The following is an 18,409-nucleotide window of genomic DNA, read 5'->3' on the forward strand; positions in this document are numbered from 1 at the left end:
TTCTTCAAATGCAGCGTTTTACCAACATGACCGTTGTTGTAGCCGGCGCCGGCCGGGATATCGGCCGGGCATGCGCCATTCGTTTTGCGCAGGAAGGCGCCAATGTCGTCCTCACCTATAATGGAGCCGCTGAAGGTGCGGCCACGGCCGTTGCCGAAATCGAAAAGCTTGGCCGTTCGGCTCTGGCGATCAAGGCAGACCTGACAAACGCAAGCGAAGTAGAGGCTGCCATTTCTGCTGCCGCAGACAAATTCGGCGAGATCCATGGCCTTGTCCATGTTGCGGGTGGGCTTATCGCCCGCAAGACAATCGCTGACATGGACGAAGCCTTCTGGCATCAGGTCCTCGACGTCAACCTGACGTCGCTGTTCCTGACAGCCAAGGCCGCACTGCCCAAAATGGCAAAGGGCGGCGCGATCGTAACCTTCTCGTCGCAGGCGGGCCGTGACGGCGGCGGGCCGGGCGCGCTCGCCTATGCCACTTCCAAGGGTGCAGTGATGACCTTTACCCGAGGACTTGCCAAGGAAGTTGGCCCGAATATTCGCGTCAACGCCGTCTGCCCCGGCATGATCTCCACCACCTTCCACGACACCTTCACCAAACCCGAAGTGCGTGAAAAGGTGGCAGGCGCCACATCGCTGAAGCGCGAAGGCTCAAGCGAAGACGTTGCCGGTCTGGTGGCGTTTCTTGCGTCCGACGATGCTGCTTATATCACCGGCGCCTGCTACGACATCAATGGCGGCGTCCTGTTCTCCTGATATCTGGTAAAAACCATGTCCGTATCGTTACCAAGGGCGAGCCGGATTGCCGTTCTCGGCACTTCGCTCGTCCAGCAGAACCATATTGGCGACGCGTCCTCGCTTGCCACATCGGCCCGCGGCTGGATGAGCTGGGCCGAGGTATTGTCGCATGGCAGACTTTGCTGCCCTGTCCACCATGATCCATCAGCACCAACAGGCTGGGAACCGAGCAATCGACCGGGTGTCAGCCGGTTCTTTTCCGGCCTCAATTTCGGAGTTTCCGGCCAGAAGGCAATCGAGATCGAACGGCGGCTACCGCGACTGCTGAAATCGGATTTCGATCTGGTCATCGTCGATGCCGGCACCAACGACATGATGGTGGAGACACGCCAGACGATTGCCGATACACGGGCGCGGATCGTTTCGGCTCTGCTCGACGCAGGCAAAACCGTCATCCTGCTCCCGATCCTCGCCCGTGGCACCGGGAAATGGCCGGCTGGCGGTACAGAGCGGGCAAAAGCGCACTGGATCAACCGGCAGAGCATCGAATTTGCCGCAGATAATGCCAATTGCCATGTCTTCGACTGGAACTCGGCATGGGTCGATCCCGAAAGTGAATTCGGCGAGCCTCATCCCGGCTATTCCGACGACGGCACCCATTTTGCGGTGACAGGCGCTTTTGCCGTAGGAAAGCTGCTTGCCACCTATCTGGAGGCGATCATGCCGCGCGCGCCGGCCCGTATCCTGGCGACAGACGATCGTTTTGACCCGGTGAACAATCCAGCAGGCAATCTGGCAGCTGATTTTTCAGCCCTGACAGTCACGGAAACAGGTGAACAAAGCCACCGTCTCGGCGGGCGGCTTGTCCATCCGGGCACAGGCTTATGGGTGGAGGCCATATGCGATGTTGATGTGCCGGCGCATAGCGACGTACTCGGAATATCGCTGCGTCTGAAAGATGCTGCAGCCGAAGGACAGGAGGCGGTAGCACTTGCGCCTTTCCGTGCCGAAGACGGCACATTTTTTCCTTTCCCTGCCACCCAATGGACAGGGGCGCTCAGAACTCCTCCCCTGAAACTCAGGCCGGGTGAAGCCCCTCCCGAAGTTTTTCTCGATGTGATCCTGCGGCCCGGTTCTCAACCGATCGAAATCGACGTCAACCGCATCGAGGTTCGACCTGTTTCAAGTCCGGTACGCCAATGAGACCATCTCAAGACAAACCACGGCTGTTGATCGCCATGCGGAACGAGCTTCCCGAAGGTTTCTTTGGTTCGCGCGAATGGGCACGCATGAATGCCGTAACCGACATCATACCGGGTTTCCCCTACACGGATTTCGACACGGAAGCGGGAGCAGAAGCGTTGGCCGAGGCGGACATTCTCCTCGCCGCCTGGGGCGCGCCATCCCTGACACGCGAGCGCCTCGCCCGTGCGCCAAAGCTCAGGATGGTCGCTTATGCCGCGTCCTCGGTGCGCGCTGTTGCTCCCGCCGAGTTCTGGGAAACATCCGATATTCTTATCACCACGGCGGCATCGGCCATGGCCGTGCCGGTTGCCGAGTTTACCTATGCGGCAATCATCATGTGCGGCAAGGATGTGTTTCGTCTGAGAGACGAGCATCGGGTAGAGCGCGGCACCGGCGGTTTTGGCAGCAGACGTGGCATGAGCCTACCCTATCTCGGCAATCATTCCCGCAAAGTCGGCATCGTCGGCGCGTCACGGATTGGTCGGCTTGTTATGGAGATGCTGACGCGCGGAAAATTCGAGATCGCCGCCTACGACCCTTTTCTTTCGGTGGAAGACGCGGCCGCACTTGGTGCTACGAAAATGGAGCTCGACGAGCTTCTCGCCTGGTCCGATGTGGTCTCCCTGCACGCGCCGATCCTGCCTGAAACCCGCCACATGATTGGTGCCCGCGAACTGGCGCTGCTGGCGGATCATGCGATCTTCATCAACACGGCACGGGGCTGGCTGGTCGATCACGACGCATTGCTGGCCGAGGCACTTTCCGGGCGGCTGCGTATCCTGATCGATACACCCGAGCCGGAACCCTTGCCGACGGATAGCCCATTCTACGATTTGCCCAATGTCGTGCTCACCCCCCACATTGCCGGGGCGCTGGGAAATGAATTGCGGGCGCTTTCCGATCTCGCCATTACCGAGATCGAACGTTTCGTCGCGGGGCTTGCCGCGCTTCACCCGGTCCACAAACAGGATATGGAGCGTATGGCATGAGCGCTTTCGATTATTGTTTTTCAACGCTTGGCTGTTCCGAACTTAGCCTGCACGAAGCGGCCGATCTGGCACAGAGGCATGGCATCGTGCATGTGGAGTTGCGCACGCTCTCCGGTACGGTCGACCTCATCCCGGCACTCACTGCCGAATTTGCCACTCCTTCCAGATTTGCAGCCTTTCTGGCCGAAAGTGATCTCGAGGTTGCCGCCCTAAACACATCCATTCGGCTATTCGGCAGCACCGATCTTTCCGCCATCGAGCCCTTTATAGACTGGGCGGAAGCAGCAAACATTTCCTATCTGCGTATCTTCGACGGTGGCAAACAGTTGGGACAGGATGAGATGACACATGCAGCGGGCCTGTTGGACAACTGGCAATCGCTGCGACTATCACGCGGTCTGAATGTCGACCTCATGATCGAAACACACGACGCGCTGGCGGACTTCGAGCAGCTTCTCGCCTTCATCGCGTGCGTGCCAGCATCGAAGCTCTTGTGGGACACTCACCACACCTGGGCAAAAGGCAGCGATCTCAAAATCCTTTGGCAACACATCGCACAAAATGTCGTCCATCTGCACGTCAAGGACAGCACCACGGACAGCGATGGCCGACGACGCTACGTATTGCCCGGCCATGGCGATTTCCCCATGGCGGAACTGCTTTCGCTTTTACAGTCGGATGAACGACATATCCCTCTCAGTCTGGAATGGGAACGCCACTGGCATCCCGAACTGTCCCCGCTGGACGATGCGCTAAAAGCTGCGCGCGGCTGGTGGCGACAAGGAGCTTTTTGATGCGCATAGCCGAAATTCACCTCACACCGGTCGCCATTCCCGACAGACCGCTACTGAACTGTAAAGGCGTGCATCAGCCGCATGCGTTGCGCACGGTCATCGAGGTCATATGTGACGACGGTACGGTCGGCCTTGGTGAAAGTTACGGAAGTATCAAGGCGCTGGATGGGTTGCGACGGGCGGCCCCTGCCCTGATCGGGCTCGACCCGTTTCATCTTCACGAGCTGAAATCTCGCGTCATCACCGCATTGCCCGGCAGTGGCGGCATCAATGCCAAATCGGCGGTGGCCGATCACAAGCTGACGGACGTGGTTGCCTCAGCCTTTGAAGTCCCCTGCCTCGACATTCAGGGCAAGCTTCTCGGGCGGCCGGTCTCGGATCTGCTTGGTGGCGCCATTCGTACCAGCGTTCCGTTCAGCGCCTACCTGTTCTTCAAATTCGCAGCCCATATAGGTGAAGCCCCGGATGAATGGGGAGAGGTTCTTACGCCTGATCAGATGGTTGGCGAAGCCCGCAGGATGGTCGACACATACGGTTTCCAGTCGCTGAAGCTCAAGGGTGGCGTGCTGCATCCGGATCTCGAGATCGAGACCATGCTGAAGCTTCGGGGAGCTTTTCCCAATCATCCGCTGCGGATCGACCCCAATGGCGGCTGGACTGTGGACACGGCCATCTACATCGCACGCAAGCTTGAGAATATCCTTGAATATCTCGAGGATCCGGTCATCGGTATGGATCAGATGGCACAAGTCGCAGCCGCTACGTCGATCCCGCTCGCCACGAACATGATCGTCCTCGAATTCGACCAGATCGCCGCGGCCTTCCGCAAAAATGCGGTGCAGATTGTGCTGTCAGATCATCATTATTGGGGTGGACTGCGCGCCTCGACCCATCTCGGAAAGATTTGCGAGACGTTGGGTCTTGGCGTCTCCATGCATTCCAACTCGCATCTCGGCATCACTCTGGCGGCAATGGTCCATGCTGCAGCCGCAACGCCGAACCTGAGCTTCGATTGCGACACGCATTACCCATGGACCGGTGTCGACGTGATCGAGGGCACGCCGTTCACGTTCCGTGGCGGTCGCCTCGATGTTCCCAATGGCCCGGGACTTGGCGTGACGCTCGATCGGCAAAAACTCACCGAACTTGCGGCACTTTACGAACAGACCTCGATGAAAGAACGCGATGATACAGCCTATATGAAGCTCTTCGACCCAGCCTATGAAAGACGTGTGCCACGCTGGTGACGAGAAGATACTATGTTACACCCTCGTCAACCTCGAGGCAGCACACCTGTCCTCCTTACCTAGACCGTGACAGTCTTCGCAGTAATCGCTTTCGCAGGGGCGGTAAATCAGCTCGCTCGGCATTCTAGAGCCCGTGCACGATACCGCCCCCGCATAACGGACAACTCGCCGCTGCACATTTATAACCGTGTCTATCTCAATTCACATGCGGATCTCTGTCGCGCGAAAGACGAGACGCGGCGATGGCACTATCTTCCGGTGCAAGTAGATCGTGTCTTTCGGCAAAGGCCACGAACAAGCCGCGGGCGGTCTCCGCTTCAATCTCGCCGCGCAACGCGGCAGCACATGCCTTAAGCGCAATGGAATGTGCGCTATCTCGGTTTGTTGCGGGCCACTCGGAAAGATGTCGGTAGGCCTCCAGCACGTTTCGAACCTCCGCTGGAAAGCCGAGACCGACAAGAATGAAAACAGGCTGTCTGAACATATCGGGTTTCATTGCTTTCTCCTTCCCATCCCGGATATTGGTGGGCGCCATCGCGACGGCGCCCCTGTTCATCCAACAATGTAAATCAAGCCGCCTTTTGTGCTTCGATCTGGCCCGGGGCAACTGTCGGCACCAGAACCGCATCGGTCTGGATGTCGATTTTCCGGGGCTTCAGGGCCTCCGGGATTTCGCGGACGAGATCAATCGAAAGGAGACCGTTTTTCAGTTCGGCGCCGCTCACTCTGACATGATCGGCGAGTTCGAACCGATGCTCGAACGGACGGGCCGCAATGCCGCGGTGCAGGTAGCCCCCCGCGGGTGTCTCCTGCCTCTTGCCTGTCACGGTCAGGAGATTGGACTGGAAAGTGATGTCGATCTCGTCCCGTGTAAAACCAGCCACCGCAATAGAAATCTGATAGCTGTCTTCGGCCGTCCTAATAATGTCATAGGGCGGCCAGTCACTGATCGTGCGGGTGCGCTGGGCGTTTTCGAGAAGATTGAAGACCCGGTCGAATCCGATGCTCGATCGGTACAACGGTGCATAGTCGTAAGATGTTGCCATAACCATATCCTCCTTGAAGCAACATGGGTACCAAAGCGCCAAAAGCGGCGCTTCCAGCACGGCCAGTCCTGTCATCAGCGACTGGCGGCTGACGATTTGGTTTTTCGTGTTTTCAAAATCAAGAGGCGAAGCGAACGAAATTTGCTTTCGCACCCGTATTAAATATGGCTCGGGTACCGCGCGATCAAACGCCTCCAGCCACGCCGATATTCGGCCCGGGAAGCAGGATTTCTGCCCGACCCTGGGCACAACCTGGAACCGCCATTGAGGCACCACTCTCCTGGACATCGGCGGGGAGCTCGGTCGGACTCGGTGTTAAATCCATATCTTAAGACAGGACTTCGGTTCGAGGCCACACAGCGTCGCGTGCGGTTGCGCCTCGGGACGGCGCGCAGTCAGCTCGCGATCCACATCGGCCCGTCCCTGCCATTGATTGGCCCGGGGCATCATGGATTTCATAACCCATAAGGGCTTCATCTGCGTTTCAGCTACCAAAAGGATAGTACGGCGCCAACTTCGGAGTACCAGCCACTCCGTATCATGCGCCCACTAGTCCTTACGACCAGCTTGCCGCCTGTTTTCACGTCGCCAAGAATGCTCCTTCAGACCGGACATTTGGCGGGAGAAAAAAGCGTGAGGATGATCTTCCTGAACAGATACGGTTTCCCCGACCAGTCGGCAACAAGCCGGATGATATCATCGCTCGCCGTTTCAATGGCGCAGCGCGGAATGAACGTGACTGTCGTTGCAAGTCGCGAAATACACAATCATCCCGGAAGCGTGTTGCCCGCAACCGAAACGGTTCGGGGTGTACAGATCCGACGGCTCGCAAGCGGCCGCTTCGGCCGCCACAGCCTCACGCGCCGGAGCATTGATTATCTTCTTTTTCAGGTGCTGGCATTCGCCTGGCTTCTGCGCAACGTTCGGGCGACGGATACGGTCGTTGTCTGCACCGATCCTCCGCTCCTCTCCGTCATGAGCAGCATCGCGATCCGCCTAAAGGGCGCACTCATGGTGAACTGGATCATGGATCTTTTTCCCGAGACCGCAATCGAGCTTGGATTTTTCAGGAAACGTGCACGGTGGCTTGCGCCATGGCTGACGCAGGCGCGCAACTGGTCTCTGCGATCCCCCGGCATGGTTGTCTGCCCTACCGACAAGATGGCAGAATTCCTCTTCACGCAAGGGCTTGCAAAGGATCGCGTCAGCGTCCTGCATCACTGGTCGGATGGGGAGGAAATCTATCCTGTCCTACCCCAAGATAACAGCCTGCGGAAGGCGTGGGGACTGCAGGATGTGTTTGTCGTCGGCTATTCAGGAAACTTCGGGCGGGCGCATGAGTTCGGCACTATGCTGGCAGCGGCGAAAGGTCTCGAGCACCGGCAGGATATCCGGTTCCTTCTCATTGGCGGCGGACACCAGCACGCGGCTGTGAAGACTGTCGTGCAGGATCTCGGTCTTCAAAACGTCATCTTCAAGCCGCTGCAGCCCGTTGAGAAACTTGCTGAAAGTCTGAGCGTTGCTGATGTGCATCTGGTCTCGCTGCTGCCGGAACTGGAACACTGCATCATTCCAAGCAAATTCTATGGCATCCTCGCGGCCGGGAGGCCGACGATCTTCGTTGGCGACCCTGATGGAGAGGTGCCGCGCGTTCTCAGAGCCAAGGGATGCGGCAGCAACGTCGAAATCGGAGAGATCGATAAGCTCTCCAGCACCATCGAAAAGCTCTGCGACGACCCGGATACCACGACAGCAATGGGGGATGCGGCACGGCGGCTGCTTTGTGCCGACTATTCCCGAGAAAAGGCGGCAGATGCCTGGGCAGTGCTGATCGCCGGGCTGCAGACTGTCGAGCCTTCCAGTCCCCCTATCGCTCAAGGTATCTCGTCATGAAAGACAAAGTCGTCGTCAGCCAGCTCGGCGCCCGCATGCATTATGCCGTACCGAGAATATTTGCATCCGCTGGCCGCCTTGCGCATTTTTACACCGATATATGCGCCACGAAAGGCTGGCCCCGGATCGTCAATTCGTTTCCGGCAACCCTTTATCCCGCACCTGTCAAACGGCTGGCCGGTCGGCTGCCAAAAGGCGTGCCGACAGCGCTAACGACGGTGTTTTCCAGCTTTGGCCTCCGTTCCGTGCTGCGCCACATGCGAACGAAAGACGTTGTGGAGGAAACCTCTCACGCGATCTGGGCCGGGTCGATTTTCTCCGAAATGGTGGCCCGGCGCGGCTTCCATGGCGCAGCTGGTCTCTACGCCTTCAGCGGCGACGCCCTCGAACAGATGCGGGCGGCAAAACAGCAGGGCCTTTGGACCGCAGTCGAGCAGATGATCGCGCCACGCGATGTCGTCGAAACGCTTCTGGACCAGGAGATGATGCGGTTTCCCGCATGGGCCGGCCCGGTGCGGGATAATCCGCATGCGCGTCTGTTTGCCGATCGGGAGAAAGCGGAGTGGCGCCTTGCAGATGTCATCGTCTGCCCGTCGGAATTTGTCCGCAAGCACGTCGTAGCATGCGGTGGCCCGGAAGACCGGTGTGTCGTCGTTCCCTATGGGGTCAATTCCACGGCTGCCATCGACAGACCGGCACGCATGCCGGGGCCAATCAGGGTCCTGACCGTGGGCGAAGTCGGGCTGCGCAAGGGATCGCCCTATGTCGTGGAAGCTGCCAGATTGATGGACGGCGCCGCCCGCTTCCGGATGGCGGGTCGCGTTCGCGTACCCGATGATGTCAAGCAGCAGATTTCGCAATGGGTCGAGCTGAGAGGTATCGTTCCGCGCTCGCAGATCGCCGAGGAGTTTCGGTGGGCGGATGTCTTCCTGCTGCCGTCGCTCTGCGAAGGCTCCGCAACCGCCGTCTATGAAGCGCTGGCAGCGGGCCTGCCGGTTATAACGACCGAAAACACCGGCAGCGTCGTTCGCGATGGCATCGAAGGTTTCATCGTTCCCGTCTGCGATCCGGAAGCTATCGCGACCGCGGTGCGTGCGCTTGCCGACAATCCCGAGCTGAGGCGGATCATGTCTGCCAATGCACTCCTTCGCGCAGCCGAACATACCGTGGAATCCTATGGCAAGCGGCTTCTTGCGGCCCTGTCCGGCCCGCATCTGTCGCGCTCGCCAACTCTTTGCATGACGGACGATGCGCGGTACCTGGGGAACTACGAGATATGAAGATCATCCACGTCATCGCTTCGATTGATCCCAAACATGGCGGCTTGCAGGCCGTTGCCATGCGCCTTGCCGCTGCACAGGCCGGCCTCGGCCTCGATGTGAATATCGTCAGCTATGGCGACGCCGCAATCGAGGCACAGGTCACGGAAATCGGTCGCAGCATACCGCATTTCGAGAGTATCCACTGGCATCTCCTGCAGCCGTCCGGCAGGCTGGAGACGCTGTTCTGCTTTAAAGGCCGGCGAGTGCTGAAAGACGTGCTGAAAGATGCATCCTTCATGCATATTCACGGGGTATGGGAGCCTTTTCTGCTCTATGCTTCCAAGCTCGCCCGCGCCGCTGGCGTACCCTACTGCATCTGCCCGGCCGGCATGCTGGACCATTGGAGCCTTGGCCAGCGATCGTGGAAAAAGAAGATCGCCCTGATGCTGTGCTACCGCAAGATGCTGAACGAGGCTGCGTTCCTGCACCTGTTGAACGTCGATGAAATGGCAGCTGTCGAGCCGCTGAATTTCCAGGCACGAAATCTGATCATACCGAACGGTGTTTTTGCCGAGGAATTCGATCCCCTGCCGGCCCGGGGACATTTCAAGCAGAAAATCGCCCTGGCGCACGGCAGGCGTTACATTCTGTTCCTGTCACGCCTGCACATCAAAAAAGGTGTCGACATTCTCGCCTCGGCCTTTGCGGCTATCTCTGACACCTATGTCGACGTTGATCTCGTCGTCGCAGGTCCACCCGGTGGAGCAGAGGGCCATTTTATGCACCTGGTCAAAAAACTGAACATCCGGAACCGGGTCTTTATGGTCGGGGCCATTTACGGCGAAGCAAAGCTCGAAGCCATGGTCGATGCCGACTGCTTCTGCCTGCCAAGCCGACAGGAGGGTTTCAGCATGGCGATCACCGAAGCGCTCGCCTGCGGCACGCCTGTGGTGATCACCGACCAGTGTCACTTTCCCGAAGTCGGATCTGCCGATGCCGGGGTTATCGTCGCGGTTGACGCGGCCGAGGTTGCCAAGGGCCTGGCAAGCGTGCTCAGCAACCCCGCCAAAGCGAGAACGATGGGTGAAAACGGTCGTCGACTTGTGCTGGAGAAATTCACCTGGCCGGCCATCGCCCATGCCACCCTGGAGGGTTATCGGCTGAGCGCGTTGGAGGCCGCCGCTTCCTGACGACGCGAGCCGACTGGCCTTGCCGGATTGCCGACATAGATCGTCCAGGGCTCCAATGACTTCGCGGTGACGGCTCGCGCACCGAGCACGGCCCCCTTGCCGACGACGACACCGGGACCGACGAAGGCTTCCGCCGCAACCCAGGCGTCCTCCTCGATCAACACCGGCCGCGTCACGAGGGGAAACGCGCTATCCTGAACATCATGCGACCCGGTGCACAGATGGGCACGTTGCGAGACAGAGGCATATTGGCCGATGGTGATCATGTCGACGTTGTAGCAGATCACCCCAGGTCCAAGAGATGAATGACGCTCCATGACGAGGTGCCCCGGCCACCACACGATCGCCTTGGAATGCACCATTGCGGTGTCATGCAGGCGCGCGCCGAAACTGCGCAGGAGAAAATTGCGCCAGCGGCGCATCGGCGGTGGCGTCCAGCCGGCAAGAAGCCGCCAGACGATCATCCAGACCAGTCGTTTCAGCCGCAAATGCAGTGCAAAGGTCGGACCTCCGAAACGCGGCAGGGTCGTCGTTGCATGCTGGAAGGCAGGATCGTCGTATCGTGAGCGCATCGCCTATCCTCCTGCTTGAGACGTCAAATATGGTATCGCGTACCGACTCTGCTGCACGCGCGCGGGTATGACGGCAAATGCCAGCGCCGGCGCTGCAAACATCAGCATATGCACCCAGACCATGAGAACCCAGTCGGTCTGATGCGATATGGCGTGCATGGACGGTATGATCGACAAAAGATAGGTGAATTGCGCAGCGAACTCGCCCGTGTTTGCGGTCACCCAGATCCGGCGCACCAGATAGGCGAGCAGGAAAAATTTGAACGCCCCCAGATACCAGAAGGATCCGAACGCATCCGCCATTCCGGTCTCGGTCGTGCCGAGGACAGGATTGTAGTCGCGCGATTGAACCGGCACCGGCAACATGAAGGATTGCTTGACCTCCACGCCCACGAGTTGCGCGGGCACGAAGTTGAACACCAGCCTGTTCCAGTGGAACTTGCCGTAGTCGAATTGCAAGGTGTTTGCGGTGTTGTCGATCCGCATGATCGCGTTGCGCATCTCGTCGCCGCCGTCCCGGAACACTTTCTCAAGATTGCCGATGACATCTATCCTCTTGATGTCATCCCACACGGGAGCGTCGTTGGCCTTGGTGATGGCGCGGTAGTCGCCCATGCTGTTCATCGACAGTGTGCCGAGGAAAAGCGCAATGATCACGAAGATGCGCGGGATCGCCCATCCCTTGTAAAACCACCATGCCAGCGCGAACATCATGATGAGTTCCACCGCTTCGGCGCGCTTTCCGGTTATCACGATGCGATCCAGGTAAAAGACGAGATCGAACGCAAGGACGGCCAGCGCCAGCCAGGAGAATCGCCGTGCAAGGCAAAGCACCGCAATGGCCAGACCATAACTCAACAACCGCGAAAAGAAGATGTACATGACCGGAACTCCGGTCATCTGCACCGCAATGGTCAACTCTCCCGGCAAACGGCTAAGCTTGAAATAGAAGTAGGCGCCGGCGACCGAGAGAACGGCTGCGACGATCAGCAGACGTGTTTCGTCGAAATCGATACGGAAGAATGCAAAGGGTTTTGCCGTTCTTTTCCATCCCCACCAGCACATGAAAAGGCACAGCATCATGAACACTGCGGCTCGGGTGAACGCGCCTTCCGGCAGGAAGTTTTCAGACGAGAGGCCAGGAACCTGCGGCAAGATGAAACTGAACGTGATGACGCCCGTCAGAAACGGGAATTCGTAAATTCGCTCCCGACGCATCATTCCCCAGAAGAGGAGCAGGACGACACCAGCGAAGAGGCAAAAGACCAGAAGCGTGTTCATGATGAAGCAAGCCCCGCCTGAACCGGCGGCATATCCCGCACGAAACTGCTTCTGAGGTCGTAGAGGAGCGCTTTGGCGTACTCCTTGAACACCTGCACCCCGTCGCCGTTGATGGCAAGCCGCCACAGTGGCACGGTTCGTTGCGCAGGAAGGGAAATCCACTCGATTTGAGGCATCACAAACCGGAAGCGCTTTACTGCGCGTCGTGAATGAAACCAGCTCGTGACCAGAATGGCACTTTTTGCCCCCATTCCAGTCAGTATAGGCTGTGCGAATGTCGCGTTTTCCCAGGTGCTGAGCGAAAGACATTCCGTTGAGACGACTGCGGAATCCACCCCCAGCCGCACCAGCATGTCGCGGATGAAGTCGCAATCCCCATAGCCAGTCACCAGAACGAGCGGCGCCCTTCCCTCGTGCCATAGTTTTGCGGCCTGGGCAGCTCGAGGAGGACCGTCCCCGCCCAGAACTACGATGACGTCGGCTTGCGCAGGCGGGTCCTCCACTACAAGGAGCGACCCCGCTGAGACGAGGGCAAGTCCGTAGAGCCCGATTGCAGTCAGCATCATCAAGCCCAGTAAAATTGCGTTCCGTTTCAATGGCGGAGCGTTTCGGATGTTCTGGGAAATGCGCGAACGCGAAAGCCGTCCTTTTGAAACCGGTGTCGAGGGAATTCGCGGTCCGGGCCACGGCGCTTTCATGAGGCGATTACTCTTCATTCGCCGATTGAATGGCTCTTGGCTCCGGCGCGGCGCTTGCGGCGACCGGTAGACGCGCCACCTCGCGGTAGAGATCGAAATTACCCCTGTGAAGCCAGGTTTTCGAGAGGTAGCCCGTCGCGGTAAGGACGAACGCGGTGTGAAGGGCAATCGGCACGAGAAGGCCGGCGGCCATCATCTCCGCCGGAACACCGGCTTTTATTCCGGCAAAACCGATGCCGCCGCAAATGAAGGAAATGACGACCAGCGTGTTCGTTGCCGCCGCCGGCGCGAAACCATAGTCCAGCAGCAGATGATGAAAGTGCCAGCGATCGGCCGACATTGGACTGCGACCGTGCATGATACGACGGACGATCAGGCTGAGCGTATCGGTGATCGGCAGGATCACGATCCAGAGCAATGCCGGAAAGGATACCGCAGCGCTTGTGGTCGCCAGCAGGACGATTACATAGGCAATCGTCGCACCCAGTGCGGTACTGCCCGCATCGCCGAGGAATATGCTCGCCCGTGCGCGCCATGGACCGCGCATGTTGAAGACCAGAAAAGCGCAGAGGCATACGCAGAGTGCCTGAAGCGGCGCGATAATGTCGCCGACACCTGCGAAGATCGCCACGATCATCAGCCAGATCAACGCGACACCCGCAGTGCCACCTGCAAGCCCGTCGACGCCATCAAGCATGTTCCACGAATTCACCAGCCCGGTCACGAAGAGAACTCCGATGACGAAAAATAGCGGCAGGAACAGCTCGGAATGCTGCGTGAACAGCACGCCGATGGAGAGAGAGCCGATATCGGCGCCGCCTACGAGAGCGATCGCCATTGCTAGTTGCATGAGAAGGCGTCCTGCTGCGGGTAGCGGCCGGCGATCATCGACAACGCCCATTAGTAGAATGACCGCCAGCCCGAGCCAGAAGTTCATGCCGAGAGCCTCGCTCCACCCACCGACGAATGCGGAAACAGCGAAAGCGGCAAAGATCGCGATGCCACCGCAAAGAGGAACGGCTCCCGTGTGGCGTTTGCGGATTGAATCGGGGCGATCCACAAGCTGAAACACAATGGTCAGGCGCCTGAGAACGACGATGAGGGATACGCACAGAACGAAAGTGGCAATGGTGTTGAAGAGTATCCCCGACATGTCTGATCCCCACACTGAAGCTTGGCGGCGCATTTGCAACGATACTCGCCTCCAGACGATCCTAAAAAACACCGGCCCTGAGGGGTATGCGGGCAAAAGGCGTGTGAAATCCACCAAAGGGAGAGGGTGTCGAAATTAACGGCTACCCTACCCACCCCCGAACCGGATCGACTATCGAAAGAGCTAGGTTTGAGACCTTGACGGCGAGCGACCACAAATGAACGACTCGGCAGCGTGCGGCATCTTGCAAGTGATCATTCCTGTGTGGAGAGAACGGCGATCCAGTCCTGAAAGCCGAAAGCATTCGCCGATGCCGGCACCGTCACGTTACGAAGGCCGCTGCGGCCAAGACGCTCGATCGGTTCGATGTAAATTCCATTCGAGGGATCATACCAGCGAAGGGTTTTCTCGCCTGCCGCCAAACTGTCGAGATCGATCGCAACGGAAGGAGTGTCGAGATAGATCACGGCGAAAAACCCTTCCCTGTCGCGCGCCGCGAATGCGCCCGCATCGCTTTTCAGCAAGCTTCCCTGATCGGGTACGAGCTTCCACCATGCCAGTTGTCTGAAAAGCGAGGCCAGATGGGTGATGCTTTGAGCACCACGGCTGTTCAGCGAACCTTGCCAGCTGTCCTTCGCTTCATAAAGCCCGGCGGCGGAAAAATGCCAGACCGGATTGTTGCCGAAGAGCTGACCGCTCGCGCCTGAAAGCAGCGCACCATAGGCGATAAGACGAACCTGACGCTCCTTCACATCGTTCTCGCCTTCATATGCGCCTTCGATGAGGAAAAAAGGGCGTCTTGGTCCAGATCGGTAACGATCCAGCACCTCCGCCGCGACATTGCTGTAAGTATAAACTGAATCGATATCGAGCCAGGAAGCGCCCCGCCAAAAATCGCTCGTCACGGTATCGGGATTGCCATGCACGGTCTGTAATGCCGAAAGATCAGTTTCAGCGATCCCCATTGCAACAGCCATGACCAGATTGCGATCGGGCGGATCGTAATCCCCGCCCTGCACCCAGATGATGTTGGGGTACTTCGCAAAACGCTGCCCGACATAGCGTCCATAAGCCCGAAGCTTTTCTGGCCCGGCCGCGACCATTTCCTGATACCATCCCTCGGGGCCACCGCGTGCGCCGCTATAGGCCGGACAGAGAAGCACCAGCAGGTTGTGGCTGGCGGCTGCCTTTATGACGGCTTCTGCCCTGTCGAAATAGGCCTCGTTTGGTTGCTCGAATGCATCGCCTGCGAAAGGTTTCTCGTTGTAGAAGTTCGCCGGCGCCTTGCGGGAGAACTGATGCTCGATCAACGATACAAGCACGGTGTTGAAGCCCTGCCGCTTTCGGGTTTCCAGATAAAATTCCGCATCGGGAATAGAGGTATCACCAATGAGCGACCACGCACTGTCGCCGACAATCAGGAACGGCAGACCCTTGCTGTCTTCAAGATAACGCCCGTCCTTCGACGTCTGCAGCGGAAAAACGGTATCCTGGGCGTTGCAGGTCGAAAACATGCATAGCCAAAAAAAGAAGACGCCACACAGATGTCCAAGTCGCCGCTGATCGCCGATCATCGCTTCAGAGCCGTTCACGAACGACGCGAAGCCAGTTTTTCAAGGGCAACGGCAGATAGGTTCGAAGGCCCGGCCTCAAACCGGCGGGAATAGACCAGTCCTCCATCCTGAGCACTGTTGACAGGCCAGGACGGTCGTTCAGTGTCATAGTGATGACTTCGTTGTAGCGTGCGGCCATCCGTTCGATGCTGAAGCGGTTCAGGACCATTTCCTTTCCCGCGATCGACATCCGCTCGAGAAGGTCGCGATCGGCATGCAAGCGCGCGATCGCATTGGCCGCTGCCGTATAATTGCCGATCGGGAACAGGAAGCCGTTTCGGCCCGGCTCGACAATCGTGTCCGTCACGCCGCGGATATGAGACACGACCGGGACGCAGCCGCCGGCCATTGCCTCGATCATCGTCATGCCAAGCCCCTCGAAGCGGGACGGCATGATGAGAACATCGTGACTGGCCATGATGACCGGTATGTCTGAAAGCTGAACGGATCCTGCGTAACTGACGCGATGGCCATGGCCGTCTAGCCGTCGCCTGAGCTTGCCCATATCCGGCCCATCTCCGACGATCGTCAGGCGCACGGCCTCGGGCGAGGCATCCAGTATCTCCCGCAGCCACATCACGCCTTTCGATGCATCTTCAATGCGGCCGACGAAGAGAACCTTGAGTTCCGGCCCTCGGTTGAAGCGCCGAACCGCCTGGCTCCGGAACGCATCGCTGTCCACCGCATTCGGGATTGCGTAGGTACGCTCCTTCGAAAAGCCGTTGCGCGCGACAAGGTCGGCGCGGCACCGCTCCGATACGCCGATCGTGACATGGGCATAGTCCCGGACCGAGCGCGCAGCCGCGTATGTTCCAGGCGAGATATTATGGACGACGAGAATACGCAGGATACCTTCTGGCAAATAGCGCGCGATATTTGTCTGCAACTGATCGCCTAGAACGTTGACGATCACACCGTCGAACCCTCCGTCTTCGATGGCAGTCGCCATTCGCCCTGCGCATTCGCGTTCGCTGAGATTGACGGGCATCCGCAGCAATTGACCGAAAGCCTTCTCACCCTGGAGATCGAAAGGCAGCCCGTATGTTTCCTTGCACACGCCGAGCCATCGCACGTCTATGCCATAGGCAGCGAGACCTTTGCGAAGATGTTTGAAGACGGAATAGGTGCCGCCGATATGGGGAAGAACAAAATAGGCAAGCTTCATGGGACACTCTCGCTCTTGCATCCACAACCATGCCGCAACGGATCGACGGCGGATGGTTCGAGTGGCTGCTAAGGCGACATACTAAAAAGCCACGGGATGACAGTCAGTTGCATCTTAGGCTTAGCTGTATCTTCCTTTGAGAGGTTTGCGTCAGTCAGACTATTCGTTTGGCGTAAGACGCAACCCGAATGTCGGTGTGGGGTCGGACTGCTCCAGCGGATATCAATGCCATATCGAGCGTGTCGGCGCCGGGCTGCGATTGGAAAATAAATGAGGATCACTCTCCTTGGACAATTTGGCTCTGGCAATTCGGGCAATGACGGATCGCTGGAAGCCATGCTCCTTTATCTGCGCAGGATGAGGCCCGATGCCGATCTGTTGTGTATCTGTGCAAGTCCGACAGTCGTAAGTGCGAAGTTCAATATTCGTGCGATGGGTGTTGGGGGGCCTCCCCTGACAAATGCATGGATGAGGCACCTGGACAAGCTGCTCGGCAAGGTGCCTTCACGGCTCATGCTATTGGTCAGTTCCCTCTTTAGTTTCGACAAGGCTGACCTGATGATCATACCGGGGACCGGCATCCTCGATGATTTTCAGGAAAAGTGGTTCGGCTGGCCCTTTGTCGTGTTTTGCTGGTGTCTCGTTGCACGCCTTCGCAACACACGGATCGCCTTCGTCAGCATCGGCGCTGGCCCGATGAAAAGCCGTCTCAGCCGCTGGTTCCTGCGCTCTGCCGCACAGATGGCCTCCTATCGATCCTACCGGGACGATTTCTCGCTCAACTACATGAAAACGATCGGTGTCGACGTGTCGCGAGACCACCGTTACCCCGATATCGCCTTTGATCTTCCTATTCCTGTGCCCCACCGGCAGAGCCCCGCCGACGGCGTAATGAGAATAGGCGTCGGCGTCATGGACTATCGCGGCTGGCGTCACAACGATCCCGAGGCCGCCAGGATTTACAAGACCTACATCCACAAGCTCTCACGGCTCGTGAGCTGGTTGATCGGTGAAGGCCATCGCATCACCCTTTTGATGGGAGACATTACGGACAGGGTCGCCTGCGCGGATCTGATGTTTCTGCTGACGGACATGCTCTCCGAGGACGAGTTGGCGCAGATCGACATCAGCGCGGCCGCAACGCTGCGCGATATCATGCAGCAGATGGCAGCAATCGACCTTGCGGTGGTGTCGAGATATCATGGAGTTGTCTGCTCCATGAAGCTCGGAAATCCGACGATATCAATAGGTTATGCCAGAAAGTTCGATGATTTGATGAACGATTTCGACCAGGAGAAATTTGCCCGACACATCGACACGTTCGAAGTCGAGGAAGTTATCGAGCTGGTGAAGGAGATACTCGCTGGAGCCGGGGCGGTAAGACAGCGGATCGACCACGCCAATGATCGCTTCAAGCGCCAGCTTTCCGAGCAAGAGGCGCTACTCGGCCGGGAATTTCTCTCAACTGATGCCGTCGCAACGCCGCAGAGCGTTACGCCTTAGCAAAGGTGTCCCGCAGCC

The 18,409-nt window shown here is 58.4% G+C and carries 17 protein-coding genes; 9 read left to right on the top strand and 8 right to left on the bottom strand.

Annotated features, from left to right (window positions below):
• Positions 1 to 8: 8 nt before the first annotated feature.
• From G6L97_RS14065 to G6L97_RS14085, 5 genes are read left to right on the top strand one after another with little or no spacing between them, the layout of a single operon-like run.
• Entirely contained in the window at positions 9 to 758 is a 750-nt protein-coding gene (locus G6L97_RS14065) for an SDR family NAD(P)-dependent oxidoreductase (RefSeq protein WP_035199236.1), read from the top strand.
• Between the two features lie 15 nt (positions 759 to 773).
• Positions 774 to 1,943: an SGNH/GDSL hydrolase family protein gene (locus G6L97_RS14070; protein WP_065705445.1), complete on the top strand. Its 1,170-nt coding sequence runs from the start codon at positions 774 to 776 to the stop codon at positions 1,941 to 1,943.
• The gene (locus G6L97_RS14075; protein ID WP_174003072.1) at positions 1,940 to 2,974 is read left to right on the top strand and encodes a hydroxyacid dehydrogenase; all 1,035 of its coding nucleotides are present in this window, start codon (positions 1,940 to 1,942) and stop codon (positions 2,972 to 2,974) included. Before G6L97_RS14070 ends, G6L97_RS14075 begins: the two co-directional genes overlap by 4 nt.
• A complete protein-coding gene (locus G6L97_RS14080; protein WP_174003075.1) occupies positions 2,971 to 3,768 on the top strand; it encodes a sugar phosphate isomerase/epimerase family protein in 798 nt (265 codons plus the stop codon). Before G6L97_RS14075 ends, G6L97_RS14080 begins: the two co-directional genes overlap by 4 nt.
• On the top strand, positions 3,768 to 5,015 hold the full coding sequence (locus tag G6L97_RS14085) for a glucarate dehydratase family protein (RefSeq protein ID WP_112391060.1): 1,248 nt from the start codon (positions 3,768 to 3,770) through the stop codon (positions 5,013 to 5,015). Before G6L97_RS14080 ends, G6L97_RS14085 begins: the two co-directional genes overlap by 1 nt.
• Positions 5,016 to 5,211: 196 nt before the next feature.
• On the opposite strand, the gene G6L97_RS14090 is transcribed toward G6L97_RS14085, so the two are convergent.
• Complete coding sequence (locus G6L97_RS14090) at positions 5,212 to 5,511, bottom strand: DUF982 domain-containing protein (protein WP_065660130.1); 300 nt, start codon at positions 5,509 to 5,511, stop codon at positions 5,212 to 5,214.
• Positions 5,512 to 5,584: 73 nt separating this feature from the next.
• Positions 5,585 to 6,061 (bottom strand): Hsp20 family protein, encoded by a 477-nt coding sequence (locus G6L97_RS14095; RefSeq protein WP_112959767.1) that lies wholly within the window; start codon positions 6,059 to 6,061, stop codon positions 5,585 to 5,587.
• A gap of 639 nt (positions 6,062 to 6,700) precedes the next feature.
• Between G6L97_RS14095 and G6L97_RS14100 the strand changes: the two genes are divergently transcribed.
• From G6L97_RS14100 to G6L97_RS14110, 3 genes are read left to right on the top strand one after another with little or no spacing between them, the layout of a single operon-like run.
• Positions 6,701 to 7,954 carry a glycosyltransferase family 4 protein gene (locus G6L97_RS14100; protein ID WP_174003101.1) on the top strand — a complete coding sequence of 418 codons (1,254 nt, stop codon included), beginning with the start codon at positions 6,701 to 6,703 and terminating at the stop codon, positions 7,952 to 7,954.
• Positions 7,951 to 9,234: a glycosyltransferase family 4 protein gene (locus G6L97_RS14105; RefSeq protein WP_112391058.1), complete on the top strand. Its 1,284-nt coding sequence runs from the start codon at positions 7,951 to 7,953 to the stop codon at positions 9,232 to 9,234. The genes G6L97_RS14100 and G6L97_RS14105 overlap by 4 nt, the downstream gene beginning before the upstream one ends.
• Entirely contained in the window at positions 9,231 to 10,406 is a 1,176-nt protein-coding gene (locus tag G6L97_RS14110) for a glycosyltransferase (protein WP_174003078.1), read from the top strand. The genes G6L97_RS14105 and G6L97_RS14110 overlap by 4 nt, the downstream gene beginning before the upstream one ends.
• Here G6L97_RS14110 and G6L97_RS14115 read toward each other — a convergent pair.
• The 6 genes from G6L97_RS14115 to G6L97_RS14140 form a co-directional block, all read right to left on the bottom strand.
• Positions 10,370 to 10,978 (bottom strand): LbetaH domain-containing protein, encoded by a 609-nt coding sequence (locus tag G6L97_RS14115; RefSeq protein WP_174003081.1) that lies wholly within the window; start codon positions 10,976 to 10,978, stop codon positions 10,370 to 10,372. The two genes, G6L97_RS14110 and G6L97_RS14115, sit on opposite strands and share 37 nt — an antisense overlap.
• Before the next feature lie 3 nt (positions 10,979 to 10,981).
• Entirely contained in the window at positions 10,982 to 12,259 is a 1,278-nt protein-coding gene (locus G6L97_RS14120) for a hypothetical protein (protein WP_162694331.1), read from the bottom strand.
• Positions 12,256 to 12,822 carry a YdcF family protein gene (locus tag G6L97_RS14125; RefSeq protein ID WP_236773617.1) on the bottom strand — a complete coding sequence of 189 codons (567 nt, stop codon included), beginning with the start codon at positions 12,820 to 12,822 and terminating at the stop codon, positions 12,256 to 12,258. Before G6L97_RS14125 ends, G6L97_RS14120 begins: the two co-directional genes overlap by 4 nt.
• Positions 12,823 to 12,964: 142 nt before the next feature.
• The gene (locus tag G6L97_RS14130) at positions 12,965 to 14,110 is read right to left on the bottom strand and encodes an MraY family glycosyltransferase (RefSeq protein WP_060642740.1); all 1,146 of its coding nucleotides are present in this window, start codon (positions 14,108 to 14,110) and stop codon (positions 12,965 to 12,967) included.
• 254 nt (positions 14,111 to 14,364) lie between these two features.
• Positions 14,365 to 15,624, bottom strand: a complete 1,260-nt coding sequence (locus G6L97_RS14135) for an apiosidase-like domain-containing protein (RefSeq protein WP_236773618.1) — start codon at positions 15,622 to 15,624, stop codon at positions 14,365 to 14,367.
• Positions 15,625 to 15,688: 64 nt separating this feature from the next.
• Positions 15,689 to 16,888 carry a glycosyltransferase family 4 protein gene (locus G6L97_RS14140; RefSeq protein ID WP_060642738.1) on the bottom strand — a complete coding sequence of 400 codons (1,200 nt, stop codon included), beginning with the start codon at positions 16,886 to 16,888 and terminating at the stop codon, positions 15,689 to 15,691.
• A 270-nt stretch (positions 16,889 to 17,158) separates the two neighbouring features.
• Between G6L97_RS14140 and G6L97_RS14145 the strand changes: the two genes are divergently transcribed.
• Positions 17,159 to 18,391 carry a polysaccharide pyruvyl transferase family protein gene (locus G6L97_RS14145; protein ID WP_174003084.1) on the top strand — a complete coding sequence of 411 codons (1,233 nt, stop codon included), beginning with the start codon at positions 17,159 to 17,161 and terminating at the stop codon, positions 18,389 to 18,391.
• The last annotated feature ends 18 nt before the right edge of the window (positions 18,392 to 18,409 follow it).

Source organism: Agrobacterium tumefaciens (genome assembly GCF_013318015.2).
In the GTDB taxonomy this organism is placed as follows: Bacteria; Pseudomonadota; Alphaproteobacteria; order Rhizobiales; family Rhizobiaceae; genus Agrobacterium; species Agrobacterium tumefaciens.